The sequence below is a fragment of the Pseudomonas sp. PARCl1 genome, assembly GCF_947311875.1.
Classification (GTDB): domain Bacteria; phylum Pseudomonadota; class Gammaproteobacteria; order Pseudomonadales; family Pseudomonadaceae; genus Aquipseudomonas; species Aquipseudomonas juntendi.
The window spans coordinates 33,948-59,759 of record NZ_CAMZMX010000034.1; the positions used below are offsets into that span (position 1 = coordinate 33,948).

Annotated in this window: 21 protein-coding genes and 1 pseudogene; 12 read left to right on the plus strand and 10 right to left on the minus strand. The window is 63.0% G+C overall.

Annotation, left to right across the window (positions count from 1 at the left end; translation table 11 throughout):
• Positions 1-127: 127 nt before the first annotated feature.
• Positions 128-1,843, plus strand: coding sequence for a bifunctional isocitrate dehydrogenase kinase/phosphatase (gene aceK / locus QME24_RS17430; protein WP_182336930.1), 1,716 nt, complete (start codon positions 128-130; stop codon positions 1,841-1,843).
• Positions 1,844-1,867: 24 nt separating this feature from the next.
• Here aceK and QME24_RS17435 read toward each other — a convergent pair whose 3' ends face one another.
• Positions 1,868-2,728, minus strand: coding sequence for a DUF6279 family lipoprotein (locus QME24_RS17435; RefSeq protein WP_182336928.1), 861 nt, complete (start codon positions 2,726-2,728; stop codon positions 1,868-1,870).
• A gap of 130 nt (positions 2,729-2,858) precedes the next feature.
• On the opposite strand from QME24_RS17435, the gene QME24_RS17440 reads away from it, so the two are divergent.
• On the plus strand, positions 2,859-3,695 hold the full coding sequence (locus tag QME24_RS17440) for a S1-like domain-containing RNA-binding protein (protein ID WP_009686776.1): 837 nt from the start codon (positions 2,859-2,861) through the stop codon (positions 3,693-3,695).
• Here the strand turns inward: QME24_RS17440 and QME24_RS17445 are convergent, their stop codons facing one another.
• Together QME24_RS17445 and QME24_RS24770 are read right to left on the minus strand one after the other, a co-directional pair.
• Positions 3,696-4,076 carry a hypothetical protein gene (locus QME24_RS17445; protein ID WP_009686775.1) on the minus strand — a complete coding sequence of 127 codons (381 nt, stop codon included), beginning with the start codon at positions 4,074-4,076 and terminating at the stop codon, positions 3,696-3,698. It lies immediately after the preceding gene.
• Positions 4,077-4,240: 164 nt separating this feature from the next.
• Positions 4,241-5,181 (minus strand): annotated as a pseudogene (locus tag QME24_RS24770) (hypothetical protein).
• Between the two features lie 140 nt (positions 5,182-5,321).
• Between QME24_RS24770 and QME24_RS17460 the strand changes: the two are divergent.
• From QME24_RS17460 to def, 3 genes are all read left to right on the plus strand, one after another.
• The gene (locus tag QME24_RS17460; RefSeq protein ID WP_029885390.1) at positions 5,322-5,501 is read left to right on the plus strand and encodes a CsbD family protein; all 180 of its coding nucleotides are present in this window, start codon (positions 5,322-5,324) and stop codon (positions 5,499-5,501) included.
• Positions 5,502-5,653: 152 nt separating this feature from the next.
• Positions 5,654-6,613 (plus strand): YihY/virulence factor BrkB family protein, encoded by a 960-nt coding sequence (locus QME24_RS17465; protein ID WP_009686772.1) that lies wholly within the window; start codon positions 5,654-5,656, stop codon positions 6,611-6,613.
• The gene (def, locus tag QME24_RS17470) at positions 6,610-7,146 is read left to right on the plus strand and encodes a peptide deformylase (protein WP_009686771.1); all 537 of its coding nucleotides are present in this window, start codon (positions 6,610-6,612) and stop codon (positions 7,144-7,146) included. Before QME24_RS17465 ends, def begins: the two co-directional genes overlap by 4 nt.
• Here the strand turns inward: def and QME24_RS17475 are convergent.
• Positions 7,101-7,505, minus strand: a complete 405-nt coding sequence (locus tag QME24_RS17475) for a GNAT family N-acetyltransferase (RefSeq protein ID WP_161891777.1) — start codon at positions 7,503-7,505, stop codon at positions 7,101-7,103. The genes def and QME24_RS17475 overlap by 46 nt on opposite strands.
• A 316-nt stretch (positions 7,506-7,821) precedes the next feature.
• Here QME24_RS17475 and QME24_RS17480 point away from each other — a divergent pair, with 316 nt between their 5' ends.
• Positions 7,822-8,079 (plus strand): DUF2790 domain-containing protein, encoded by a 258-nt coding sequence (locus QME24_RS17480; protein WP_009686769.1) that lies wholly within the window; start codon positions 7,822-7,824, stop codon positions 8,077-8,079.
• Between the two features lie 187 nt (positions 8,080-8,266).
• Complete coding sequence (locus QME24_RS17485; RefSeq protein WP_009686768.1) at positions 8,267-8,752, plus strand: SRPBCC family protein; 486 nt, start codon at positions 8,267-8,269, stop codon at positions 8,750-8,752.
• A gap of 57 nt (positions 8,753-8,809) precedes the next feature.
• Here QME24_RS17485 and QME24_RS17490 read toward each other — a convergent pair whose 3' ends face one another.
• Together QME24_RS17490 and QME24_RS17495 are read right to left on the minus strand one after the other, a co-directional pair.
• On the minus strand, positions 8,810-9,280 hold the full coding sequence (locus tag QME24_RS17490; RefSeq protein WP_009686767.1) for a MaoC family dehydratase: 471 nt from the start codon (positions 9,278-9,280) through the stop codon (positions 8,810-8,812).
• A gap of 34 nt (positions 9,281-9,314) precedes the next feature.
• On the minus strand, positions 9,315-10,259 hold the full coding sequence (locus QME24_RS17495; RefSeq protein ID WP_047149939.1) for an alpha/beta hydrolase: 945 nt from the start codon (positions 10,257-10,259) through the stop codon (positions 9,315-9,317).
• Positions 10,260-10,478: 219 nt separating this feature from the next.
• Between QME24_RS17495 and fadD2 the strand changes: the two genes are divergently transcribed.
• Both fadD2 and fadD1 read left to right on the plus strand, forming a co-directional pair.
• Positions 10,479-12,167, plus strand: coding sequence for a long-chain-fatty-acid--CoA ligase FadD2 (fadD2, locus tag QME24_RS17500; protein WP_281690938.1), 1,689 nt, complete (start codon positions 10,479-10,481; stop codon positions 12,165-12,167).
• 369 nt (positions 12,168-12,536) lie between these two features.
• A complete protein-coding gene (gene fadD1 / locus QME24_RS17505; RefSeq protein ID WP_009686764.1) occupies positions 12,537-14,234 on the plus strand; it encodes a long-chain-fatty-acid--CoA ligase FadD1 in 1,698 nt (565 codons plus the stop codon).
• A 149-nt stretch (positions 14,235-14,383) separates the two neighbouring features.
• Here fadD1 and QME24_RS17510 read toward each other — a convergent pair whose 3' ends face one another.
• From QME24_RS17510 to QME24_RS17520, 3 genes are all read right to left on the minus strand, one after another.
• Positions 14,384-15,691 (minus strand): FAD-binding oxidoreductase, encoded by a 1,308-nt coding sequence (locus QME24_RS17510; protein WP_281690939.1) that lies wholly within the window; start codon positions 15,689-15,691, stop codon positions 14,384-14,386.
• Between the two features lie 25 nt (positions 15,692-15,716).
• Complete coding sequence (locus QME24_RS17515) at positions 15,717-17,081, minus strand: glutamine synthetase family protein (RefSeq protein ID WP_009686761.1); 1,365 nt, start codon at positions 17,079-17,081, stop codon at positions 15,717-15,719.
• Between the two features lie 85 nt (positions 17,082-17,166).
• Entirely contained in the window at positions 17,167-17,331 is a 165-nt protein-coding gene (locus tag QME24_RS17520; RefSeq protein ID WP_009686760.1) for a hypothetical protein, read from the minus strand.
• A 320-nt stretch (positions 17,332-17,651) separates the two neighbouring features.
• Between QME24_RS17520 and hrpA the strand changes: the two genes are divergently transcribed.
• Positions 17,652-21,557 (plus strand): ATP-dependent RNA helicase HrpA, encoded by a 3,906-nt coding sequence (gene hrpA, locus QME24_RS17525; protein ID WP_281690940.1) that lies wholly within the window; start codon positions 17,652-17,654, stop codon positions 21,555-21,557.
• Positions 21,558-21,713: 156 nt separating this feature from the next.
• A complete protein-coding gene (locus tag QME24_RS17530; RefSeq protein WP_009686756.1) occupies positions 21,714-22,835 on the plus strand; it encodes a beta-ketoacyl-ACP synthase III in 1,122 nt (373 codons plus the stop codon).
• Positions 22,836-22,999: 164 nt separating this feature from the next.
• Here QME24_RS17530 and QME24_RS17535 read toward each other — a convergent pair whose 3' ends face one another.
• Complete coding sequence (locus tag QME24_RS17535; RefSeq protein WP_033691274.1) at positions 23,000-24,244, minus strand: putative porin; 1,245 nt, start codon at positions 24,242-24,244, stop codon at positions 23,000-23,002.
• A 261-nt stretch (positions 24,245-24,505) separates the two neighbouring features.
• Between QME24_RS17535 and QME24_RS17540 the strand changes: the two genes are divergently transcribed.
• Complete coding sequence (locus QME24_RS17540; protein WP_009686754.1) at positions 24,506-25,633, plus strand: GNAT family N-acetyltransferase; 1,128 nt, start codon at positions 24,506-24,508, stop codon at positions 25,631-25,633.
• The last annotated feature ends 179 nt before the right edge of the window (positions 25,634-25,812 follow it).

The window sequence follows — 25,812 nt, forward strand, 5'->3', positions numbered from 1 at the left end:
AGGGCAGGGGCGCGAGTGTACGCGAGGGGGCGGGGCGATACTTGTGCTTTCTTGCGCAGTGAACCTGGCCCGCATTTGCGTCAGGCCGACTAAGCTGTGTAACTCATTCACCCATGAGGTGCCCGGCATGCCCCAACCCTGGCCCGCTGTCGAAATCGCCCGCACCATCCTTGCGGGCTTCGACGATTACCGTGACCACTTCCAGCGCATTACCCTCGGCGCCCGCCAGCGCTTCGAGCAGGCGCGCTGGCAGGAAATCCAGCAGGCCGCGGCTGCGCGCATCAGCCTGTATGAAGAAAAAGTCGCCGAGGTCAACGGCTGGCTGCGCCAGGCCTTCCCCGCGCCGGTGTTGCTGGACGTGGCGCAGTGGCCGCTGGCCAAACACGCCTACATTCAGCAGATCGACCCCCGGCTGGACGATGAGTTGGCCGAGACCTGGTACAACTCGCTGTTCTGCAGCCTGTTCAGCCACGACCAGATCAGCGATGGTTGCATGTTCATCCACACCACCCGGCCGTCGCTGCGCGGGCGCGAGCGCGCCGCGCAAACCCGTACCTATGCGCTGGGCGGTAGCCTTAAGGGAATGCTGCAGGCGATCTTCGCCGACTACCCGTTCGATGTCGCCTACGGTGACCTGGAGGGTGACCTGGCACGGCTGGAAGCGCAGGTGCGCGAATGCCTGCCCGACTGGGTTTGCAAGGACCCGGAGCTTGCGGTGGAGCTGTTCGTGCCCGTGCTGTACCGCAACAAAGGGGCCTACCTGGTCGGCCGCCTGTACAACCGCGATGAGCAATGGCCTTTGGTGATTCCCTTGCTGCACCGCGAGGGCCATGGCATCGAGGTGGACGGGTTGATCACCGACGAAGCCGAGGTGTCGATCATCTTCTCGTTCACCCGCTCCTACTTCATGGCCGATGTGCCGGTGCCGGCCGAGTTCGTGCATTTTCTCAAGCGCATTCTGCCGGGCAAGCACATTGCCGAGCTGTACACGTCGATCGGTTTCTACAAGCAAGGCAAGTCGGAGTTCTACCGGGCGTTGATCAACCACCTGGCCAACAGCGACGACCGCTTCGTCATGGCGCCGGGGGTGCGCGGCATGGTCATGAGTGTGTTCACCCTGCCGGGTTTCAACACCGTGTTCAAGGTCATCAAAGACCGCTTTTCACCGTCGAAAACCGTTGACCGCGCTACGGTGATCGACAAGTACCGGTTGGTGAAAAGCGTGGACCGGGTAGGGCGCATGGCCGATACCCAGGAGTTCGCCGATTTTCGTTTCCCACGCAGCAAGTTCGAGCCCGATTGCCTGGCCGAGTTGCTCGAAGTGGCGCCCTCGACCGTGGCCCTGGAGGGCGACACGGTGCTGGTGCGCCACTGCTGGACCGAGCGGCGCATGACCCCGCTGAACCTGTACCTGGAGCGCGCGGGCGAAGGCCAGGTGCTGGCGGCGCTGGAAGACTACGGCCTGGCCATCAAGCAACTGGCGGCAGCGAACATTTTTCCTGGTGACATGCTGTTGAAGAACTTTGGTGTCACCCGGCATGGGCGGGTGGTGTTCTATGACTATGACGAAATCTGCTTTCTGACCGAGGTGAATTTCCGCCACATACCGCCACCGCGGTATCCGGAGGACGAGCTGTCGGGCGAGCCGTGGTATTCGATCGGGCCGCACGATGTGTTCCCCGAAGAGTTCCCGCCGTTTCTGTTTGCCGACGTGGGCCAGCGGCGCTTGTTCAGCCGCTTGCACGGCGAGCTGTATGACGCGGATTACTGGAAGGGCCTGCAGGCGGCCATTGGCGAGGGGAAGGTGATCGACGTGTTCCCGTATCGGCGCAAGGGGCGCTGATGGCGGTGTTGCAGGCCAGGCCCCTCACTCCTTCAGGCACTTCAGCTCACTGAAGTGGCCGCGCACCTTGGCCAACCGCGCTTGCAGCAACTGCCGCTGCTGCACGCTACTTTGCTGCACCAGGTCTACCAACAGGCTGCGCGCCTGTTGCTCGGTGTTCTGGAAGGCCGCGCGGTATTCCGGCGTCCACAGGCTTTCCTTGTGTTGCAACAAGGTCGCCAGGTGCGGCTCGAAGCTGGCGTCGTTGCGTTGGTTCATCGCCAGCAGCAGCTGTTGCTGCCAGTGGGCGCGGTTGGCGATCCATTCGCGGTTCTGGTCGCCCAGCGCTGCTGACCAGGCTTGTACGCGTTGCTTCTGCACCGCGGACAGTGGGCCAAACCAGGCGGTCAGGCGTTTTTCCATACGTGCGCTGCGCTCGCTGACCTGCTCGGCCAGCGGGGTATCGACGTACTCTTTTTGCCGCTCGGCGATGTCGTCGCGGAACGCTTCACGCATTTCGGCCACCTGGCGGTCGCTCATGCCGCGCAACAACTCGGTCGCCGAAGGGGTGATTTCCTCGGCCACACGGCCAATCGCCTGGCGCGCTTCGCGGGTGCGTTGCTGCAGCGCCTGGTCGGTCACCTGGTTGTTGGCGACCATGGCGCGGACCCGCTCCAGCCAGTCGAGGTAGCCCGGTAACTGGGTCTTGCAGTGCCAGGCCAGGTGTTGCTTGAGGCGGTCGTCGAGCAAGGCTTTTTGCGTGCCGTTCATGTCCAGGTAGTCGCCCAGCGACCACGGCACTAGGCGATCGAGGTTGCGGTAGGCCAGGTCCATGCGGCTGCAGGCGCCAAGGGCCAGGGCGAATCCAAGGGCAATGAGCAGGGCTTTGGACAGGCGTGAAGGCATGTGCTGTTCCTTGCAGTGGCTGGCCAGACGGTAGACGCGAGGGGGGCACGGCGGTTCCACTGCATCAGCGGTCGGGCGGCGCGCTGGCTTCAGGTGTAGAATAGCCGCCTTGTTATGAGGATCATCGGAAATGGCTCTGCTTGGGCGTTACAACAGTTTGCAAATCGTGAAACACGTGGACTTCGGTCTGTACCTGGACGGCGGCGCCGATGGCGAGATCCTGCTGCCTGGGCGCTATATCCCGAAAAACGCCGAAACCGAAGTCGATGACTGGTTGAACGTGTTCATCTACCTGGACAGCGAAGACCAGCTGATTGCGACCACCGAGAAGCCCAAGGTGCAGGTCGGTGAGTTTGCCAGCCTCAAGGTCAAGGACATCAACGGTGCCGGCATCTTCCTCGACTGGGGCTTGTCCAAGGACCTGTTGATGCCGTACTCGGAAGAGGCGCGGCCGTTGAAGATCGGCGATTACTGCGTGGTGCACGTGTACCTCGACAAGCGCACCCGCCGCATCACCGCCACGTCCCGCCTGGACCGCTACCTCGACGTGGCCCCGGCCGATTACAAGGTCGGGCAGCCGGTCGAGCTGTTGGTGGCTGGCGAAACGCCGATGGGCTTCAAGGCCATCATCAACAACCGCCACTGGGGCTTGATCCACAAGAACGAAGTGTTCAAGTTCCTGCGCTCGGGCATGCACGAGAAGGGTTTCATCAAGGAACTGCGCCACGACGGCAAGATCGCCCTCAGCCTGCAGCCGGTGGGCGCCGCCCTGGCCGACAGCCTGCAGGAGCAGATCATGGCGCGCCTGGAGGCCGAAGGCGGGGTGCTGGGGGTGTGTGACAAGAGCGACCCGGCGTTGATCAGCAAGCTGTTCAATGTCAGCAAGGGCAACTTCAAGAAAGCCATTGGCGGCTTGTTCAAGCAGGGCTTGATCGTCATCCATGACGACCGGATCGAAAAGGCCTGATCAGGCCTGAACGAAGTTGCGGAAGTCCAGCTGCTCGCCACCTGGGCGGGTGTCGCGCAGCAGCGAGTCGCGGTCGGCGCTCAGCGCCAGGCTGATGGTCGAGCGGCGCTTGCCAGGCTTGCGCACTTCCATCTGCTCCAGGTGGGCCTTGAGGAAGTTGGTCGGCACTTTCAGGTGCTGCAGCTCGTCGGTTTGCGGGGTATGCAGCAGCAGGTTGACCCAGTCGGCCTGGCCCTTGCCCAGCAGCGCCACCGGCACTTCGAACCACCACAGGTTGCGTTTGTTGTCCAGAATGGCGAACAGCGTGTTGCTGCTGTTCAGCACCGGGCGGGCCAGTGCTTGGTTGCGCCGGGCGATGGCGGCGGGTTTGTCGAGTTTCATGCAGGTTCCTGCGGGTTGACGCTATGAAGGCCTGCATTGTGAGGGGTGCCACGGGGCGGGGCAAGGTTTGATGGTTGTGCCTGCTGCGGGCGCGCCAGGTGGGGGGCGCGGGCGCTGCCTTGGGTTGCGCCCCACACCCGCCATCAGCCGGCCCTGGCGGTGCGTCAGCGACGAAGCGGCAGGCTCAGCTCGGAGGTTGCCCCGTCAGCGGTGGTCACGGTCGCGGTGAAGCTGCGCAACCCGGCGATGTCGTCCAGCGCCTGGGCAAACCGTGCCTGCCCTTGTACGTGACTGTTCACCTGCACTTCGCCAAGGTAGTGCTCGGCCTCGGTGGCGTCGGCCTGGGCATTGCCGAAGAGCTCAACGCGCAGCAGGCTCGATGCCGGCCCCTGTACTTCACCGCGCAGCACATTGCCTTCCAGCGCCAGCAGCCGTGGTGCCGGCTGATTGTGGTTGGGCAGCGGCTGGCACGGCTTGGGCTCGCCCTTGGCATTGCAGATAAGTGCCTGGTCCTGCTTCGGCAGGTCGGCGCCAATCCCGCGTGAGCCCACATACAAGGCGTGTGCCTGGGCTGGCACGCCAAACACGATGGCCCCGGTGCGCTGCCCGGGTACGCATGAGCCGCCCGCCTGGCAGCGGCGGATATCCTGGCTGTTGGCCCAGATACGGTTCCCGCTGAGGCGCGTGGTAGTCACCTCAGGCTCCGGGCGCAGGGCGACGCCGATGCGGTTGCCGTGGATCAGGTTGCCGTCGAGGATGTTGCCCTCACCGGTGACGCTGACCCCGATCCGGGCAGGGCGCCGGGGCAGGTGCGAACACCCTGGTCCTTGATGTAGGCGGAGCCGTCGATGGCAATGTACTGACCCTCGCGTGCCCAGGCCAGCCCGGTGATGCTGACCGGGCCTTTGATTTCCGGCAGCGCGTGGCTGGGGCGGATCACATAAGGTGGCTTGCCCACGGCGGCGATGTCGATACGGTAATGGCCGGGGTTCCGGTTACTGGTTTCAATGGCCCAGCGCAGGGTTTCAGGGCTGGCGGCAGCGGTGGCCAGGGTGGACAGGGGCAGCAGTGGCAGCAAGGCCAGCAGTGCGGGCATCAGACGCATGGGCCGGGTATGGTGCGGTATTCGCCCGTAGATTGACCGCTTGGCTTGCGGGGTGAAAATTCGTTGAAACTCTTGCGCTGGGTGCTGGGTCCACCTTTTGTCGACACTGTACACGTGTCTCCATTTGCAGGAGTTTTGCCATGAGCGGTACTAAAGACAAAGTCAAAGGCCTGGCCAATGAGGCGATGGGCAACGTGAAACAAGGTGTCGGCAAGGTGACCGACAACGACAAGCTGCGTGCCGAGGGCAAGGCGCAAGAGCTCAAAGGCGAGGCGCAGCAAGTGAAGGGCGATGTGAAAGACGCGGTAAAAAAACCGTGATCTGAGCAAGCCTGTGTCGGCCTCTTCGCATGCGTGCGAAGAGGCCGTTACTTTTGCCGCCAATTTCTTCAATCGCGACTGGGAGCAGCACAGCATCGGCACGGTCTATTAGACTTGTGTGTTGATTCGATCAAGCGGCGAAAGGAGACGCTATGATTTTTTCCGCCCTGCAGGGCCTGCCTTTGCACCGCGTGCTGGCGCGCACCGTCAAGGAATTTCTCGATGACGAGATGTCCACCTATGCGTCGGCGCTGGCCTACCAGGCGCTGTTCTCGCTATTCCCATTCTTGCTGTTCCTGATTGCCCTGATCGGCTTTTTGCACCTGCCCGACTTTTTCTCCTGGTTGCGCCTGCAATCGGAGCTGGTATTGCCACCCCAGGCCCTGGAGCAGGTGAACCCGGTAATCGACCAGTTACAGCAATCCAAGGGCGGGCTGTTGTCGGTTGGTATCGTGATCGCCTTGTGGACCGCATCGGCCGGTGTGCGCCTGATGATGAGCGCCATGAACGCCGCCTATGATGTGCCCGAGGGCCGGCCGGTTTGGAAGCGCATCCCGTTATCCATTTTCTACACCGTGGGCTTGGCCGGCATGCTGCTGGCAGCCGCCGCGCTGATGGTGCTGGGCCCGCAAGTCATGGAGTGGATCGCCGCCCAGATCGGCATGCAGGAGTTCATCGTCACCTTGTGGACGGTGTTGCGCTGGCCGGTGATCGTCTTTCTGCTGATGGTGGCGGTCGCGTTGATCTACTACGTAATGCCTGATGTGAAACAGAAGTTCCGCTTCATCACGCCGGGCTCGGTGCTGGCGGTGGTGGTGTGGATCATCGCGTCGCTGGGCTTTGCCTACTACGTGAAAACCTTCGCTGACTACAACGCCATGTACGGCAGCATTGGTGCAATCATCGTGCTGTTGCTGTATTTCTACATCTCGGCTGCCGTGCTGTTGCTGGGCGCCGAAATGAATGCGGTGATCGAGCACATGTCGGCCGAGGGCAAAAACCCCGGTGAAAAGGATTTCGACGAGCACGCGCCCGCGCAGACCATCAGTGTTCTGGGCCATGAGCACCCCACTTCGGGCCAGGCGCAGACTTCCGAGCCTAACCCCCGATGATCCGTGACATTCTCAAGATGGGCGACGAGCGCCTGCTGCGCGTCGCCGCGCCAGTGCCCGCGCAGCTGCTGGGCAGCGGCGAGCTGCAGCAACTGATCGACGACATGTTTGAAACCATGCGCCATGTCGGCGGCGTGGGCCTGGCCGCGCCGCAGGTGGGCATCGAACTGCAACTGGTGATTTTCGGCTTCGAACGCAGCGAGCGTTACCCGGACGCCGAAGCGGTGCCGCAGACCATCCTGCTGAACCCGGTCATCACCCCGACCTCCACTGAACTGGAAGACGGTTGGGAAGGCTGCCTTTCGGTGCCCGGCTTGCGCGGCGTGGTACCACGCTTCAAGCACATTTGCTATGAGGGCATCGACCCACAGGGCAATGCGATCCGCCGCTTTGCCGAAGGCTTCCACGCGCGGGTGGTGCAGCATGAGTGCGACCACCTGATCGGGCGTTTGTATCCATCGCGGATCCAGGACTTTACCAAGTTCGGCTACACCGACGTGCTGTTCCCAGGGCTGGAAGCAGGCGACGACTGACCCTGCTGCAGGGCCACCAGGCGTTTGCTGCGCTGGTAGCGTTGCAAGCGGCCATGCAGGGTGTCTGGCAGGCACTGCGCCAGTTCGAAACCCAGGCGTTGATAGAACGGCAGCAGGTCGGGGTGGCAAAACAGCCAGGTTGGCCCGTCAGCCTGGGCCAGCGCCGCCTTCACCAGTTTGCCGGCTACCCCTTGCTGGCGCCGTTGCGGGTCGACGAACAGGCCGGTCAGCCAGAAGCCCCCGGTTACCCTGGCCAGGCTCAGCCCGGCAATGATCCCCGGCCCCCTGGCTACCCACAACTGCGCATCGCTTGCCGCGCGCATGCGCGAGCCTTGTTGCCGGTAAAAGTGGTCCAGCAGCCGGCGTTCTGTATCTGCAAGTGTCGAGCAGGTTAATTGTTCAGAAATGGCGAATTTCCCCTGAGTACAGAGCAGAGGCTCTGGCGTAATGCTTTGCGGGTATTTTGTCGCAGATTGTTGCAAATTCGGCAAGACTGAATATCCGAGTTCGGGGTTCAACTATTAACGGCCAGGCGTAGAATTTCAGGCATCCCCCCTGCAGTACGAAGCGGGATCGGTACTTCGTGCCATCTCCACCGTAGATGGCAACTTCTCCGCGCCGGAAACGGCATTAGAAGTCAATCGATCAGCTTGAATGCTCAAAAGGCAAAACACCATGAAACCATTACTGATTCTTGCATTGGTCGGTATGTCCTCGTTCGCCCTCGCCGATGAGGCCAAGCCCGTCTCCACCCAGCCAGTGGCCCAGCAGTACGACTACTCGATGAACCTGGATATCAAGCGGGTAATCGACCTGTCGACCATTCCCAATGTTTGCGAAGTGGTGCCTGCCACCATGACCTATGAAGACCATCACGGCCAGGTGCATACCATCCAGTACCGTGCCATGGGCGAGGGCTGCCAGCAGGGTTGACCGGCTACAGGAGGTTCGAGCGCCCCCGCGCGGCGCTCGAACGCCGTGGGCCGTTATCGCCAAACGCACTGAGCCGCTGCTCGGCGGGCCACCCGCGTGGGGCGGGCCTGGTCTATCGTGGACGTGGGGAATTCGCACAGCCTTGCTGTGTGAACTGCCACCCTGACTGCCACGGAGACAACACCCGATGAGCCTTGCCCCTGCTGCGCAAGCGCAACATGAGTTGTTGATCAGTCGCCTGATCGACGCCCCACCGGCCAAAGTGTTCCGCGCCTGGACCGAGCCCGAGTGGCTAAGGCAATGGTGGGGGCCGCATGGCATGAGCACCCCGGAATGCGAGATGCAATTGTGGCCCGGCGGCCTGTTCCGCACCTTGATGCGGGCGCCGGATGGCAGCGAGTACCCCACCCAGGGCGTGTTCCTGGAGATCGCGGCGCCGCGGCGCCTGGTGTTCACCGATGCGTTTGGCCCCGGCTGGGTACCGTCGAACAAGGCGTTCATGACCGCCGTGATCAGCCTGGACGAGGAACGGGGCAAAACCCGTTATACCGCCCGGGCCTGGCACTGGAATGCTGCCGATTGCAAGGCCCACGAGGACATGGGGTTCTACCAGGGCTGGGGTGAAAGCCTGGACCGCCTGGTGGAGTTGGTCACCCAGCGGATGCCAGACTGATGGTTGCCTGGGGGCGGGCATTCGCCCGCCGCAGGGCCGGTAGTGCCAGCGCTATGCTCAGCTGGCAACGAAATTCGGTGGCGATACCAGTTCCACGGTCTGCTGCTTGCGTGGCGCCAGGATTTCCGCTTCGCCCTGCACCACCAGCTCATCGTTCTGGTTGTACACATTGGTCGCGATGCGCACTTTGAACTTGGGCAGTTTTTCCAGAATTTCCAGGCGTACGGTGAGCGTGTCGCCAATCTTCACCGGCTTCTGGAAGCTCATCTGCTGGCCCAGGTAGATGGTGCCAGGGCCTGGCAGGGTGCAGGCCACTGCCGCACTGATCAACGCGCCGCTGAACATGCCGTGGGCAATGCGTTCGCGGAACATGCTCTTGGCCGCAAACTCGGCGTCCAGGTGCACCGGGTTGTGGTCACCGGACATCGCCGCGAACAGCTGGATGTCGCGCTCTTCGACGGACTTCTGGTATTGCGCCTTCTGGCCTACTTCGAGGGCTTCGTAAGGCGTGTTGGTGACCTGGGACATCGGGGTTTCCTTGAGCGGTAGGCGAGGGTGGCTGTCATTCACTGCGCACAGGCCGATCAATGGCCAGTGCCTGTTCAAGCCAGCCGACAATGTCGGCAGTGACCTCGTTACGGTTGGTTTCGTTGAGTACTTCATGCCGCGCTTCAGGATAGACGCGTAGCTGTACATGTCGATTGCCGGTGGCGCGCAGGGCGTCGGCCAGATGGGTGAGACGCTTGCCGGCACTGACCGGATCACATTCCCCACCCATTATCAGTATCGGCAGGTTCGGATCGATCTGTGCGAGGTTACCCGGCTGGCTGATCTGCGCCAAGCCTTGCAGCAGGTCCAGCCACAGCTGGTTGCTGCACCGAAAGCCGCACAGCGGGTCGTTGACGTAGCGGTCGACCTCGGCCGGGTCGCGGCTGAGCCAGTCAAATGCCGTGCGGTTGGGCTTGAAGGCCTTGTTGAACGCGCCGAAGGAGAGCCATTCGATCACCGCACTCTTGCCCAGCGGCCCCTGGCGCCAGGCCTCCAGCCGCGCCACCAGCCGGGCCATGCGGTACAGCGCGGCAGGCTGGTAGTTGGAACCGCTCAGGATCGCCCCGTGCAGGCTGGCACTGTGGTGCAGCAGGTAAGCCTGGGCGATGTAGCTGCCCATGCTGTGGCCGAACAGGAACAGCGGGGTGCCCGGGTAGTGTTGGCCAATGTACTGGGCCAGCCGGCCGAGGTCGTCGACCACGGCATTCCAGCCATGATGGCGGCTGAACAGGCCCAGGCTGCCGTGCTCGGCGCTACGTCCGTGGCCACGCAGGTCAGCGGCGAACACGGCAAAGCCAGCCGCGGCCAGTGCCAGGCCCAGGCGCTGGTAGCGCCCGGCATGCTCGGCCATGCCATGGGCCAGCAGGACTACGGCTTTCACTGGCGAGGCTGGCAGCCATTGGTGCACGTACAGGCGGCAGTGCTCGCTGACGGGCAGCCAGAAGGCGTCGTGGGGCATGGCGGCTCCTTGTGCGCATGGGGTACCGGAACAGTGTATGCACAACCGGCCCGATTGCAGGAAGGGCACAAATAAGATTCACAATGTTAATGGCGGCACTTGGCGTATAGGCCACCCCGGGCTTACCTGCTAACGTCGAAGCAACGCCTGTTTGCCGGTTGGCGACCAGGTCAAGGATCCAAGGACGCAGTGCAGGTCCAGGCAGAGGAACAATAATAAATGCAAGCCGACTTCTGGAATGACAAGCGCCCGGCGGGCGTGCCTTCCACCATCGACATCAATGCCTATGCCTCGGTGGTCGAGGTGTTCGAGCGCTCTTGCAAGCGCTTTGCCGACCGCCCGGCATTCAGCAACCTGGGCGTGACCCTGACCTATGCGCAACTGGAGCGACATTCAGCCGCGTTTGCCGCCTGGTTGCAGCAGCACACCGACCTGCAGCCGGGCGACCGTATCGCGGTGCAGATGCCCAACGTGCTGCAGTACCCGATCGCCGTGTTCGGGGCCATGCGTGCCGGGTTGATCGTGGTCAATACCAACCCGCTGTACACCGAGCGCGAGATGCGCCACCAGTTCAATGACAGCGGGGCGCGGGCGTTGGTCTACCTGAACATGTTCGGCAAGCGGGTGCAGGCCGTGTTGCCCGACACCGGCATCGAGTACCTGATCGAAGCGAAAATGGGCGACCTGCTGCCCACTGCCAAGGGCTGGTTGATCAACACGGTGGTCGACAAGCTGAAAAAGATGGTGCCGGCCTACCACTTGCCCCAGGCACTCCCGTTCAAGCAGGTGCTGCGCCAGGGGCGCGGCCTGTCGCCGCAATCGGTGCCGCAGAGCCTGGACGACATCGCCGTGCTGCAGTACACCGGCGGCACCACAGGGCTGGCCAAAGGCGCCATGCTTACTCACGGCAACCTGGTGGCCAACATGCTGCAGGTGCTGGCGTGCTTTTCGCAGCACGGCCCGGACGGGCAGAAGCTGCTCAAGGATGGCCAGGAGGTCATGATCGCGCCGCTGCCGCTGTACCACATCTACGCGTTCACCGCGAACTGCATGTGCATGATGGTCACCGGCAACCACAACGTGCTGATCACCAACCCGCGGGATATTCCCGGCTTCATCAAGGAGCTGGGCAAGTGGCGTTTCTCTGCATTGCTCGGGCTCAACACCCTGTTCGTGGCGCTGATGGATCACCCGGGTTTTCGCCGGCTGGATTTCTCGGCACTGAAAGTCACCAACTCCGGTGGCACGGCGCTGGTCAAGGCCACTGCCGAACGCTGGGAGGCGCTTACCGGCTGCCGCATTGTCGAAGGCTATGGCCTGACCGAAACCTCGCCGGTGGCCAGCACCAACCCCTACGGCCAGTTGGCCCGGCTGGGTACGGTGGGCATCCCGGTGGCCGGTACCGCCTTCAAGGTCATCGATGATGACGGCAACGAGCTGCCGTTGGGCGAGCGTGGCGAGTTGTGCATCAAGGGGCCGCAGGTGATGAAGGGCTACTGGCAGCAATCTGAGGCCACCGCCCAGGCCCTGGATGCGGACGGTTGGTTCAAAACCGGTGATATCGCCGTGATCGACGTGGACGGCTTCACGCGGATCGTCGACCGCAAGAAGGACATGATCATCGTCTCGGGTTTCAACGTGTACCCCAATGAGATCGAAGACGTGGTGATGGGCCACCCGCAGGTCGCCAACTGTGCGGCCATCGGTGTGCCCGACGAGCGTTCCGGCGAGGCGGTGAAGCTGTTCGTGGTGCCGCGCGAGGGGGGGCTGAGCGTGGATGAGCTCAAGGCCTACTGCAAGGCCAACTTCACCGGTTACAAGGTGCCCAAGCACATCGTGCTGCGCGAGTCCCTGCCGATGACGCCGGTGGGCAAGATTCTGCGCCGGGAGCTGCGGGATATCGCTTGAGTCAGCTGCAAGCTGCAAGCTGCAAGCTGCAAGCTGCAAGCTGCAAGCTACAAGCTACAAGCTACAAGCTACAAGCTACAAGCTACAAGCTGTAAGCGTGGAATCAGAGCCTTTGGCGCGCTCTATCTAGCCGCTTGAAGCTTGTAGCTTGCCACTTTAAGCTAAATACTCTAAAAATGACCTAAAACGTTCATTGAGTCATTTATGTGACCATAAGGCCCGTTTTGGCCTCTAGGCGACCCCAGGCAAAGCTGTTACTCTCGGCCCGCTTTCAGATGATCCGGTTTGCAACGAACCGTCATCTCATATCAATAATAAGCGCATCGACGCGTGAATCGAACTTCGCTGTTGCTGAAGGAGTGGGCTTCCATGATCGAACATTTTTGGAAGGATAAGTACCCAGCCGGGATTACGGCGGAAATCAATCCTGACGAATTCCCCAATATCCAGGCAGTACTCAAGCAATCCTGCCAACGCTTTGCCGACAAACCGGCCTTTAGCAACCTGGGCAAGACTATCACTTATGGCGAGTTGTATGCGCTGTCGGGGGCATTTGCCGCCTGGTTGCAGCAGCATACCGACCTCAAGCCGGGTGATCGCATTGCCGTGCAACTGCCCAATGTCCTGCAATACCCGGTCGCGGTGTTCGGTGCCATACGCGCCGGGCTGATCGTGGTCAACACCAACCCGCTGTACACCGCGCGGGAAATGGAACACCAGTTCAACGACTCTGGCGCCAAGGCCTTGGTGTGCCTGGCCAACATGGCCCACCTGGCTGAGAAAGTGGTGCCCAAGACCCAGGTCCGGCACGTCATCGTCACCGAGGTGGCCGACCTGTTGCCGCCGGTCAAGCGCTTGCTGATCAACAGCGTGATCAAGTACGTGAAGAAGATGGTGCCGGCCTACCACCTGCCGCAGGCCGTGCGTTTCAACGCTGCGCTGGCACTGGGCAAGGGCCAGCCGGTAACCGAGGCCAACCCGCAGGCCAACGATGTGGCGGTGCTGCAGTACACCGGCGGCACCACCGGCGTGGCCAAGGGTGCCATGCTGACCCACCGCAACCTGGTGGCCAACATGCTGCAGTGCCGGGCGCTGATGGGCTCGAACCTGCACGAAGGCTGTGAAATTCTCATCACCCCGCTGCCGCTGTACCACATCTACGCGTTCACCTTCCATTGCATGGCGATGATGCTGATCGGCAACCACAACGTGTTGATCAGCAACCCGCGTGACCTGCCGGCGATGGTCAAGGAACTGGGCAAGTGGAAGTTCACCGGCTTTGTCGGCCTGAACACCCTGTTCGTTGCCCTGTGCAACAACGATGGGTTCCGTGCCCTGGACTTCTCGGCGCTGAAAATCACCTTGTCGGGCGGCATGGCCCTGCAGTTGAGCGTGGCCGAGCGCTGGAAGGCGGTGACCGGTTGCGCCATCTGCGAGGGCTACGGCATGACGGAAACCAGCCCGGTGGCCACGGTCAACCCTGCCGAAGCGAACCAGGTCGGCACCATTGGTATTCCGGTGCCGTCGACCCTGTGCAAGGTAATCGACGAGGCTGGTAACGAGTTGCCGTTGGGCGAAGTTGGCGAACTGTGCATCAAGGGCCCGCAGGTCATGAAGGGCTATTGGCAGCGTGAAGAGGCCACTGCCGAGATCCTCGACAACCAGGGTTGGCTCAAGACCGGCGACATCGCCTTGATCCAGCCAGACGGCTACATGCGTATCGTCGACCGCAAGAAGGACATGATCCTGGTCTCCGGCTTCAATGTGTACCCCAACGAGCTGGAGGATGTGCTTGCCGGCTTGCCTGGCGTGTTGCAGTGCGCGGCCATCGGGGTGCCGGACGAGAAGTCGGGCGAAGTGATCAAGGTGTTCATCGTGGTCAAGCCGGGCATGACCGTGACCAAGGAGCAGGTGATGGAGCACATGCGTGCCAACGTGACCGGCTACAAGGTGCCGCGCCATATCGAGTTCCGCGATGCGCTGCCGACCACCAACGTAGGCAAGATCCTGCGCCGCGAACTGCGTGATGAAGAGCTGAAGAAGCAGGGCTTGAAGAAGATCGCCTGACCCTGCGCACCCCTGTAGGAGCGGCCTTGTGTCGCGATGGGCCGCGAAGCGGCCCCGTCCATTTCAGCACCCATGCCAAGATCCAGGGGCCGCTTTGCGGCCGATCGCGACACAAGGCCGCTCCTACAGCGATGGCATGGGTTTTGGGCTCAGCGCAGTTTTTCCAGCATCTGGTAATACCACATGCCGGCCGCCAGCAGCGGGTTGCCCAGCAAGTCACCCATCGGCACCCGCACATGCTTGCACTGGGCGAAGGTGTCGAACTGCTCGAGCGTACCGGTCAACGCCTCGGCCATGATCTCGCCCATGATGTGGCTGGTGGCAATGCCGTGCCCGGAATACCCCTGGCAATACCACACGTTGTCCGACAGCTTGCCCAGCTGTGGAATGCGGTTGACCACGATGCCCATGGCGCAGCTCCACTGGAAATCGATCGGCACGCCCTTCAATGCCGGGAACGTGCGTTCGATGCATGGCCGCAGCTCGCCTTCGATATCCCGCGAGTCACGGCCGGAGTAGTTGGCGCCGCCACCGAACAGCAGGCGCTTGTCGGCTGTCAGGCGGTAATAGTCGAGCACGAAGCGGCAGTCGTACACCGCCAGGTCGTGGGGGTTGATCTGCTCGGCCAGTTCGCCCAGTGGCGCGGTGGTGACGATCCCGCCCATGGCCGGGAATATCTTGCCCTTGAGTTGGCGCTTTTCCAGCTTGTGGTACACATCGCCGGCCAGCATCACCTGGCGTGCCTCGACCCGGCCGTGGGCGGTAACCACCGCCGGGCGCGGGCCATGCACGATGTCCAGCACTTCGGAATTCTCGAACACCAGTGCGCCCAGGCCATTTGCGGCGCGGGCCTCACCCAGGCACAGGTTGAGCGGGTGCAGGTGCAGGTTGCGCAGGTTCTTCAAGGCGCCCATGTACAGTGGGCTCTGCAGGTGCTCAGCCACTGCCGCGCGGTCGAGCATTTGAACCTGCTCGCCCATGCCCCGGCGTTGCGCTTCGGCCTCGAACGCGCGCAGCTCGTTCATGTGCGAGGGTTTCATGGCGGCATGCAGATGGCCACGCTTGAGGTCACAGTCGATGCCGTAGCGCGCTACGCGCTGCTCGATTACCTGGTGGCCACGCCAGCGCAGGTGCCAGATGAAGTCATCGACCTCGGCGCCCAGGTGGTTGCGCATCTGTGAGCGCATGGCTTCGTCGCCCGACAGGCTGCCAGTGACTTGGCCACCGTTACGGCCGCTGGCACCCCAGCCTATACGGTTGGTTTCGACGATGGCCACCTTGAGGCCGCGCTCGGCCAGCTCGACTGCCGTGGCCACGCCGGTGAAGCCGCCGCCGATGATTGCCACATCCACCTGCACCGTGCCCTTGAGTTGCGGGTACTCGGTAGGGTCGTTGAGGGTGGCGCTGTAGTAGGACGGCGCGCGCTGCGCCGGGCCTTTGTGCAATGCTGCGTTCATGGGTGTTCCTTGAATGTTGAGGGGCTCAGGCCTGGTGCAGGTACCAGCGCCAGTCCTGTTCGCTGACTTCGGCCATGAACTGGCGGTACTCGGCGCGCTTGACCTTCAGGTACACGCCGAGGAAGTCCTCGCCCAATGCTTCGCGGGCCCAAGCCGACTGCTGCAGGGCGTCGAGCGCCGTCAGCCAGTCGGTGGGCAGGTGTTCGGTAGCCTGGGCATAACCGTTGCCTTGCACCGGTGCCCCTGGGTCCAGCTGTTCGCGAATGCCACGGTGGCTGGCTGCCAGGATCGCCGCCGCCGCCAGGTAGGGGTTGGCATCGGCGCCGCAGATGCGGTGCTCCACATGCCGGCTGTTGGCCGGGCCACCGGGTACGCGCAGGCTCACGGTGCGGTTGTCCACGCCCCAGGTGGGTGCCAGTGGTGCATAACTGTTGGCCTGGAAGCGGCGGAACGAATTGGCGTTGGGGCAGAACAGCAGCAGTGATTCGCGCAGGTGGCGCAGCATGCCGGCGACTGCCTGGCGCAGCAGCGGCGTGCCAGCCTTGTCGTCGCTGGCGAACAGATTGGTGCCGGCGTGGTCAGCCAGGCTCAGGTGCATGTGCATGCCAGTACCCGCCAGGTGCGCGAATGGCTTGGCCATGAAGCAGGCCTGCATGCCGTGGGCATGGGCCACGCCCTTGACCAGGCGCTTGTAGCGTACCGCCTGGTCCATGGCCTGCAGTGCGTCACCGTGCTCCAGGGTGATTTCCACCTGGCCGGGGGCGTATTCGGAAATGGCCGTACGGGCCGGGATGCCCTGGGCTTTGCAGGCGGCATACAGATCGGCGAGAAACGGCTCGATCTGTTCCAGTTCGCGCAGGCCGTACACCTGGGTGCTGCGCGGGCGCCCGCCATCGTTGTCCAGTGCCGGTTGCGGGCGGCCTTGGGCGTCGCGTTGCTGGTCAAGCAGGTAGAACTCCAGTTCGCAGGCCATCACCGGGTGGTAGCCGTCGGCCTGCAGCGCCTCGATGGTGCGCAGCAGCACGTGGCGCGGGTCGGCGATGCTGGCAGGCAACCCCTCACTCGGGTGCATGCTCACCTGCACCGCGGCGGTCGGCACCCGGCGCCAGGGCAACCTTGTCAGGCTGCCCTCGAGCGGGTAGGCGCGGCAGTCGATATCACCCACATCCCAGACCAACCCGGAGTTTTCCACATCGTCGCCGTTCAGGGTCAGGCCGAGAATGGTACTGGGTAGCGGCCGGCCGCTCTGGTACACGGCCAGCAATTCGTCGCGGTGCAGCAGCTTGCCGCGGGGTACGCCGTTGGCGTCGAGAATGAACAGCTCGAACAACTCGATATCAGGGTTGTCGGCCAGAAAACGGGCGGCGTGCTCTACGGGGGCAAAATGCATGTTGGGTTCGCTCACGGCTGCGCAGGGCCATCGCACTGGCGGGCGGCCCGGCTGGGGCAAACGGCCAGAGGCTGGCCGGGTTTGGTCACAACGGCGTGAGGGCGGTATCCGGTGGGCGGGCGTGGCGGCAGTGCCACAAGGCCCAGAAGGCGAGGATGATGTGCACCAGCGGGTTTTCCCCGGCACGGCTGCGGGCCTTCGGTAGCGAAGGGCGCGGCAACGGTGGGGCGATGGGCTGGGCGGGCGTCATGGTTTTGATACTCACATGCGGCGTAAGGGTGATTAAAGTCGTGAATGGCAACGTTTACATAAGGACTTGCTAAACTTTCAGCCACTGTGCGATCCCTTGTGGGAGCGGCCTTGCGTCGCGATGGGCTGCGGTAGCAGCCCCAAAATCTGCGCCCCGGCACAAATCCACGGGGCTGCTGCGCAGCCCATCGCGACGCAAGGCCGCTCCTACAGGGTGCGCGCCAGCCTGGACAGCAAAACAGGCGCAAATCTGCGACAATCGCGCATCCTCAGAATGCCGATCATGAAAAAGCAGGCTCACCTGCATCATTAAAAAGCCCCATGACTGACCACGCCATCGACAAATTGCTGCACAACCTCGACCACGCCATGATTGCCGACCGCCACCGCTTGCGGCGGCAATTGCATGAGCTGCGCAAGCGCCCAGACGAGGCCAAGCTGGCGCAGTGGGTGGACAAGGTCCAGGCCTCTTGTGCCCAGGTTACCGCGCGCCAGCAGAGCGTGCCGGTCGTACGCTACGACGACAACCTGCCGATCGCCGCCAAACGCGATGAAATCAAGAAGGCCCTCGCCGAACACCAGGTGCTGGTGATCGCCGGTGAAACCGGTTCGGGCAAGACCACGCAGTTGCCGAAGATCTGCCTGGAACTGGGCCGTGGCAGCCATGGCCTGATTGCCCACACCCAGCCACGGCGCATTGCCGCGCGCAGCGTGGCGGCGCGGGTGGCCGAAGAGCTGGGTACGCCGCTGGGTGGGTTGGTCGGCTACCAAGTCCGTTTCGAAGACCAGAGCGACGCCAACACCCTGGTCAAGCTGATGACCGACGGCATCCTGCTGGCCGAAACCCAGCATGACCGCTTTCTCGAACGCTACGACACGATCATCGTCGACGAAGCCCACGAGCGCAGCCTGAACATCGACTTCCTGCTCGGCTACCTGAAGACCTTGCTGCACCGCCGGCCCGAACTGAAGCTGATCATCACCTCGGCGACCATCGACCTGGAGCGCTTCTCCAAACACTTCGACAATGCGCCGATCATCGAGGTGTCTGGCCGCACCTTCCCGGTGGAAACCTGGTACCGCCCGCTGACCAGCGAGCAGGACGAAGAGGGCAACCAGATCGAGGACGACCTGACGGTCGACCAGGCGATTCTCGCCACCCTCGACGAGCTGGCCCAGCATGAGCGCAGCCAAGGCAAAGGCCCTGGCGACGTGTTGATCTTCCTGCCGGGCGAGCGGGAAATCCGCGATGCCGCCGAGATCCTGCGCAAGGCGCAACTGCGCCATACCGAGATTCTGCCGCTTTACGCGCGCCTGTCGCCGGCCGAGCAGCAGCGCATCTTCCAGCCGCACACCGGGCGCCGGGTGGTGCTGGCCACCAACGTCGCCGAAACCTCGCTGACCGTGCCGGGCATTCGCTATGTGATCGACACCGGTACTGCGCGCATCAGCCGCTACAGCTACCGCGCCAAGGTTCAGCGCCTGCCCATCGAGGCGGTGTCGCAGGCCAGTGCCAACCAGCGTAAAGGCCGTTGCGGCCGGGTTGAGCCGGGCATTTGCGTGCGCTTGTACAGCGAAGAGGATTTCAACAGCCGGCCGGCGTTCACCGACCCGGAAATCCTGCGTACCAACCTGGCGGCGGTGATTCTGCAAATGCTGCACCTGCGCCTGGGTGCCATTGACGCGTTCCCGTTCATCGAGCCGCCAGATGGCAAGGCCATCAGCGACGGCTTCAACCTGTTGCAGGAACTGTCGGCGGTCAACCGCGAGAACCAGCTGACGCCTATCGGCCGCCAGTTGGCGCGCCTGCCCATCGACCCGCGGCTGGGCCGCATGCTGCTGGAGGGCGCACGCCAGGGTAGCTTGCAGGAAGTGTTGATCGTCACCAGTGCGTTGTCGGTGCAGGACCCGCGCGAACGCCCGCCCGAGCGCCAGCAGGCGGCGGACCAGGCGCACGCGCAATGGAAGGATGTGGACTCCGACTTCGCTGCGTTGGTGAATTTGTGGCGCGGCTTTGAAGAACAGCGCCAGGCGCTGACCGCCAACCCGTTGCGCAACTGGTGCCGCAAGCACTTTCTCAATTACCTGCGCCTGCGCGAATGGCGCGATGCCCATCGCCAGCTGGCATTGATTTGCCGTGACCTGCAACTGACGGTGAACAAAGAACCGTCCGACTACCAGAAGTTTCACAAGGCCCTCCTCAGCGGCCTGCTCAGCCAGATCGGCCACAAGACCGAAGAGGGCGACTACCAGGGAGCTCGCCAGCGGCGCTTCTGGGTACACCCGTCGTCGGGCCTGGGGCGTAAGCGCCCGCAGTGGGTGATGGCTGCCGAGTTGGTCGAAACCACCAAGTTGTATGCACGCGTGGTGGCCCGGATCGAACCGGACTGGATCGAGCCGCTGGCCGGCCACCTGGTCAAGAAGAACCACTTCGAGCCGCACTGGGAGAAAAAGCGCGGGCAGGTCGTGGCCTATGAGCAGATCACCTTGTACGGCCTGATTCTGGTCGGGCGGCGCCCGGTGCATTTTGGCCCGATCGACCCGGCCACCTCGCGGGAGCTGTTCATCCGCGAGGGCCTGGTAGGCGGCGAGATCCAGTCGCGGGCCAAATGCCTGGCGGCCAACAAGCGCCTGCTGGAGCAGCTTGATGAACTGGAGGCCAAAGCGCGTCGGCGCGATATTCTCGCCGATGAAGAAACGCTGTATGCGTTCTACGAAGCGCGCCTGCCCGAAGAAATTCACCAGACCGCCACCTTCGATGCCTGGTACCGCATGGGCAGCCAGAAGGATGCCAACCTGCTGATCATGCGCGAAGAGGACGTGCTGGCGCGTGAGGCCAGCGAGGTCACGGCGGCCCAGTACCCCGACAGCCTGCAAGTGGGCGAACTGCGCCTGCCGCTGACCTATCACTTTGAACCGGGGCACCCGCGCGATGGCGTGACTGTGCGCGTGCCTGCGCCGTTGTTGCCGAACCTGCCGGGTGAACGCCTCGAGTGGCTGGTGCCGGGCCTGCTCGAAGCCAAGTGCGTGGCGCTGGTACGCAACCTGCCCAAGGCCCTGCGCAAGAACTTCGTGCCGGTGCCCGACTTCGTCAAGGCGTCGCTGGCGCGCATGCCGTTCGCCCAGGGGGCCTTGCCCCAGGCCCTGGGCCAGGAATTGCTGCGCATGACCGGTGTGCGTGTAGCCGACGAGGCCTGGGCCGAGTCGGTGAGCCTGGTCGAGGGCCACCTGCGCATGAATATCGAGGTGGTCGACGGCCAGGGCAAGTTCCTGGGCGAGGGCCGCGACCTGGCCGAGCTGACTGCCCGTTTTGCCGCCGCCAGCCAGGCCGCGTTGGCCGTACCGCGCACGGCTGACGCCGAAAAGCCGGTGCAGGCCAAGGCCTTCAGCCCCGTGGCGCAGACCACCCAGCAAAAGATCGCCGGCTTGTCGATGACGGTCTACCCGGCATTGGTGGACGAAAACGGCACGGTGCGCGAAGGCCGCTTCTCGACCCAGGCCGAAGCCGAGTTCCAGCACCGCCGTGCCTTGCAGCGGCTGCTGCTGCAGCAACTGGCCGAGCCGGCCAAGTTCCTGCGGGGCAAGCTGCCGGGGCTGACCGAACTGGGCCTGCTGTACCGCGAGCTGGGGCGTGTCGAAGCGCTGGTCGAGGACATTTTGCTGGCCAGCCTGGACAGCTGCATCCTCGAGGGTGAACAGCCCTTGCCACGCGAGGGTGCGGCCTTGGCCGGGCTGGCCGAACGCAAGCGCGGCAGTTGGGCCGAGCACGCCGAGCGCCTGGCCAGGCAGGCGCTGGAAGTGTTGAAGCTGTGGCACGGCCTGCAGAAGCGCTTCAAGGGCAAGATCGACCTCAGCCAGGCCGTGGCGCTGAATGACATCAAGCAGCAGTTGGGCAACCTGGTGTACCCAGGGTTCGTGCGTGAAACCCCGGCCACCTGGTTCAAGGAACTGCCGCGTTACCTCAAGGCAGTGGAACTGCGCCTGGAGAAACTCGGTGCGCAGGTGCAGAAGGACCGGGTATGGAGCGGCGAGCTGGCCAACCTGTGGGCGCAGTACAAGGCCCGCGCCGACAAGCATGCCCAGGAGGGCAAGCGCGATGAGCAACTGACCCTGTACCGTTGGTGGCTGGAGGAATACCGGGTGTCGCTGTTCGCTCAGCAACTGGGCACCAAAGTGCCGATTTCTGACAAAAGATTGAGCAAGCAGTGGGGCCAGGTGGAAGGCTAAACTTCCACAGTTGTGGCAGTATTGATGCAATTTGGGGCCGCCTGGCGGCCCTTCTCGGGTGAGCCCCTCGCCCCTAACTTGGCACTAAAGTGCCACTAGGCTGTCCTATTCCCGCCAGCGCCCCCGTGGCGATGGCCTTCGAACAGAGGAACGACCGTGCATAACGTCGTGATCAGCGGCACCGGCCTGTACACCCCGGCCCAGAGTATTTCCAACGAAGAACTGGTGGCCTCCTTCAACGCCTGGTCCCAGCAGTTCAACCAGGACAACGCCGCCGCCATCGAGCGTGGCGAAGTCGAAGCGGCGCCCTTGTCGGATGCCGCGTTCATCGAAAAGGCCTCGGGCATCAAGAGCCGCTTCGTCATGGACAAGGCCGGCATCCTCGACCCGCAGCGCATGAAGCCGCGCCTGCCGGAGCGTTCCAACGACGAACCCTCGGTGCTTTGCGAAATGGCCGTGGCCGCTGCTCACCAGGCCTTGCAGCGTGCGGGCCGCACGGCTGCCGATATCGACGGCGTGATCGTCGCCTGCTCCAACCTGCAGCGCCCGTACCCGGCCATTGCCATCGAAGTGCAGCAGGCGCTGGGCATTCAGGGCTTTGCCTTCGACATGAACGTAGCCTGTTCCTCGGCCACGTTCGGCATCCAGACCGCAGCCAACAGCGTGGCCCTGGGCCAGGCGCGTGCAGTACTGATGGTCAACCCCGAGGTGTGCACCGGGCACTTGAACTTCCGTGACCGCGACAGCCACTTCATCTTCGGTGATGCGGCCACCGCAGTGGTGCTCGAGCGCGCTGACAAGGCCAGCTCGGCGCACCAGTTCGATATCGTCAGCAGCAAGCTGTGGACCGAATTCTCCAACAATATCCGCAACAATTTCGGCTTCCTCAACCGTGCGGCGGAAGAGGGGCAGGGCGCTGCGGACAAGCTGTTCATCCAGGAAGGCCGCAAGGTGTTCCGCGAGGTGTGCCCGAAAGTGGCCGAACTGATCGGTGAGCACCTGCAGGAAAACGGCCTGAACCCTAGCGATGTGAAGCGCTTCTGGCTGCACCAGGCCAACCTCAGCATGAACCACCTGATCGTCAAGAAGCTGCTGGGGCGAGAAGTGGCCGAGGAAGACGCCCCGGTGATTCTGGACCGTTACGCCAATACCAGCTCGGCAGGCTCGGTCATTGCCTTCCACCTGTACCAGGATGACCTGGCCAAGGGCGCCTTGGGGGTATTGAGCTCGTTCGGTGCGGGGTATTCGATTGGCAGTGTGATCCTGCGCAAGCGCTGATTACCTGGTCTGATCCGAGATAGCCGGGGCCGACCTGCAAAGGGCGCATTCCCCTGTAGGAGCGGCCTTGTGTCGCGATGGGCTGCAAAGCAGCCCCAGCTATTTCACAGGCAAAAAAAAGCGGGAAACGCCGGATGGGGTCGGCATTCCCCGCTATTGCGTGTTTAGAACTTGGCTTCCAGGTCCAACTGCAGGGTATCCACGTCCGCATTGCTGTTGGGCAGGTTGGAGTAGTCGGTCTTGGCCATCAGGTAGGTTGCACCTACGCCGAAGTTCTTGTCGATTTCATAACCGACCTTGAACTTGTGGCCACGCGAACCTGTGAAGCCGGCACCGAAGTCAGAGTCGGTGAACAGGCTGACCACACCGTTACGCTGCACGTCGCGGTAGTTGTAGTCCAGGCTCCAGGCGCCGATCTTGCTCTTCAGACCGGCCAGCCAGGCTTTGTCCTTGCCGTCGGTGCTTTCGGTATTCTTGACGAACTGGCCGTAGGCAGACAGCGGGATGGCAAAGCCGGTGAAGTCGACCTGACCGAAGCCTTCCACCAGGTTGAACTCGTTGGTGGTGTTGCCCAGCGAGGCCAGGGCGGCCGAAGCCTTGTCGTTGTCGTAGCCGTAGATGCTGCCGCCCACGGTCACCTTGACGGTGTCGGCTGCGTTGAACCTGGTGCCCAGCTGGCCTGCGTACAGCTGCGCGTCATGCTTGAACTGCACGCCGTCGCCATCGACGTTGTCTTTCAGGTTGTAGTGACCAAGGCTGCCGAAGACTTCAGCCGGGCCAACGTTCATCTTGTAGGTAGCTGCCACACCTTCCGGGTTGATGTCGCTGTCCCAGATGATGTCGCCCATGCTGACCCACGGCTGGTTCATCTTGCCGCCGATCAGGTGCAGGTTGGGCACGGCAGTCGGGTGCCAGTCGAGGTAGGCCAGGTCGACCCACAGTGATTTCTTCTCGAAGTAGTTGTCCAGGCTCTGGTTGGTCGAGCGGGCATCGGCGCTGCTGCCGGTGGCCACACGCACGCCGGCGTCGACTTGCGGGTTGATCTCGCTGTAGAAGCCGACACGGGCACGTACGCGCTCACGGTCCTGGTTGCCACTGCGGGAGATCGGGTTGTCGACGTTGACGTCTTCGTAACGCAGGCGCACATCGCCCTTGATCTGGGTCTTGGCGGCCCATGCCACTTTTTGTTCAAAGGCGCTCATACGTTCGGACTGAGCTTTCTGGTCGGCCTTTTCCTTGGTTTCTTTTGCCAGATCGCCTTGCAGTTCATTGTACTGCGCCTGGTTGATCGAGCCGTTGGCGCGCAGCATTTCGAGCAGCTTGGCGTCGACAGCAGCACTGGCCGGGGCGCTCAGGGCCAGCATCATGCCGGTGAGGCTCATTCCGGTAAGTGTAGAAACAAGACGCATAAGGTTCTCCCTACTGAAAAAATGGGGGAGGCTCAAGCGCCTGCCCCTGTGTTGGCATGTCTTCGGAAAGGGCCTGAATAGACAGGTTCTGGTGTTCCGGAAAACAGGCGCAAGTATTGCGAGGGGCAGTGACAGATTAATGTCTGATTAGTGGCACTGTTGTTAAGTAAGTGAGAAGAAAAGGGGCATCCTGGCGTTCATCATTTGAGTGACGCGCCTGGGTTGGGGATACTGAACGCCTCCCGACTGCGAGCCAAAACCGTGACCAGCCTGTACAGCCTTGCCCATTTGCGTGATCTTCCGGCGGCCACCTGGGATGCCTTGGTGCCTGCCGGCCAACCCTTCCTGCGCCACGGCTTTCTCAGCGCCATGGAGGACAGCGCCAGCGTTGCACCCCAGACGGGCTGGGCTGCCGAGCACCTGGTGCTGGAGCGTGACGGGCAGGTGCGGGCGCTGTTGCCGGCCTACCGCAAGTGGCATTCGTTTGGCGAGTACGTGTTCGACCACGGTTGGGCCGATGCCTGTGAGCGGGCCGGCATTGCCTATTACCCCAAGTTGCTGGGGGCGGTCCCGTTCAGCCCGGTCAGCGGCCCGCGTTTGCTGGCCGACGACCCGGCCGATGGGCTGCTGTTGCTGCAGGCGTTACCTGAGTACCTGGGCAAGGGCGGGCTGTCGGGTGCCCACATCAATTTCACCGATGCGGCGCTGGACCAGCAGTTGGCCGGCCTGCCGGGCTGGCTGGAGCGCCTAGGGTGCCAGTTTCACTGGCAAAACCGCGGCTACCGCGATTTTCAGGACTTTCTCGACAGCCTCAGCTCGCGCAAGCGTAAGCAGATGCGCAAGGAGCGCGAGCAGGTGGCGGGGCAGGGCATCGATTTTCGGTGGTACCAGGGCAATGAACTGGACGAGGCGCAATGGGACTTCGTGTTCCGCTGCTACGCCAACACTTATGCCGTACGGCGCCGTGCGCCCTACCTGACCCGTGCGTTCTTCAGCCTGCTTGCCGAGCGCATGCCCGAGGCGCTACGGGTAGTGATGGCCCGCCAGGGCGGGCGGGATGTGGCCATGGCCTTGAGCCTGGTGGGGGGTGACAGCTTGTTTGGCCGCTATTGGGGTTGCCTGGACGAATTCGACCGGCTGCATTTCGAAACCTGTTTCTACCAGGGCATGGACTTCGCCATTGCCGAAGGTTTGCAGCGCTTCGATGCCGGTGCGCAAGGTGAACACAAGCTGATTCGCGGGTTTGAGCCGGTGCTGACGCGGTCGTGGCATTACCTGCTGCACCCTGGGTTGCGGCGGGCGGTGGGGGATTTTCTGGTGCAGGAGCGGGAAGGGGTGAAGGGGTATGCCGAGGAGGCGCGGGGGATGTTGCCTTACCGGCGGGACTGAGAGACTTGTATTGCTTGTAATGGCCCTATCGCTGGCTTGCCAGCTCCCACAGGGATTGCATCAGGGCTGACAGGTGGTCGCCACAAGATATGCAGTGCCTGTGAGATCGAGCGCCGCCCGCGCGGCGCATCGCGAGCTGCGCTCGCTCCTACGTTTGTTTCGGGCCAGTAACCCCTGTA

Coding starts and splice junctions, on each gene's coding strand:
- aceK (WP_182336930.1), top strand. CDS start 128: ATGCCCCAACCCTGGCCCGCTGTCGAAATCGCCCGCACCATCCTTGCG.
- QME24_RS17435 (WP_182336928.1), bottom strand. CDS start 2,728: ATGCCTTCACGCCTGTCCAAAGCCCTGCTCATTGCCCTTGGATTCGCC.
- QME24_RS17440 (WP_009686776.1), top strand. CDS start 2,859: ATGGCTCTGCTTGGGCGTTACAACAGTTTGCAAATCGTGAAACACGTG.
- QME24_RS17445 (WP_009686775.1), bottom strand. CDS start 4,076: ATGAAACTCGACAAACCCGCCGCCATCGCCCGGCGCAACCAAGCACTG.
- QME24_RS17460 (WP_029885390.1), top strand. CDS start 5,322: ATGAGCGGTACTAAAGACAAAGTCAAAGGCCTGGCCAATGAGGCGATG.
- QME24_RS17465 (WP_009686772.1), top strand. CDS start 5,654: ATGATTTTTTCCGCCCTGCAGGGCCTGCCTTTGCACCGCGTGCTGGCG.
- def (WP_009686771.1), top strand. CDS start 6,610: ATGATCCGTGACATTCTCAAGATGGGCGACGAGCGCCTGCTGCGCGTC.
- QME24_RS17480 (WP_009686769.1), top strand. CDS start 7,822: ATGAAACCATTACTGATTCTTGCATTGGTCGGTATGTCCTCGTTCGCC.
- QME24_RS17485 (WP_009686768.1), top strand. CDS start 8,267: ATGAGCCTTGCCCCTGCTGCGCAAGCGCAACATGAGTTGTTGATCAGT.
- QME24_RS17490 (WP_009686767.1), bottom strand. CDS start 9,280: ATGTCCCAGGTCACCAACACGCCTTACGAAGCCCTCGAAGTAGGCCAG.
- QME24_RS17495 (WP_047149939.1), bottom strand. CDS start 10,259: ATGCCCCACGACGCCTTCTGGCTGCCCGTCAGCGAGCACTGCCGCCTG.
- fadD2 (WP_281690938.1), top strand. CDS start 10,479: ATGCAAGCCGACTTCTGGAATGACAAGCGCCCGGCGGGCGTGCCTTCC.
- fadD1 (WP_009686764.1), top strand. CDS start 12,537: ATGATCGAACATTTTTGGAAGGATAAGTACCCAGCCGGGATTACGGCG.
- QME24_RS17510 (WP_281690939.1), bottom strand. CDS start 15,691: ATGAACGCAGCATTGCACAAAGGCCCGGCGCAGCGCGCGCCGTCCTAC.
- QME24_RS17515 (WP_009686761.1), bottom strand. CDS start 17,081: ATGCATTTTGCCCCCGTAGAGCACGCCGCCCGTTTTCTGGCCGACAAC.
- QME24_RS17520 (WP_009686760.1), bottom strand. CDS start 17,331: ATGACGCCCGCCCAGCCCATCGCCCCACCGTTGCCGCGCCCTTCGCTA.
- hrpA (WP_281690940.1), top strand. CDS start 17,652: ATGACTGACCACGCCATCGACAAATTGCTGCACAACCTCGACCACGCC.
- QME24_RS17535 (WP_033691274.1), bottom strand. CDS start 24,244: ATGCGTCTTGTTTCTACACTTACCGGAATGAGCCTCACCGGCATGATG.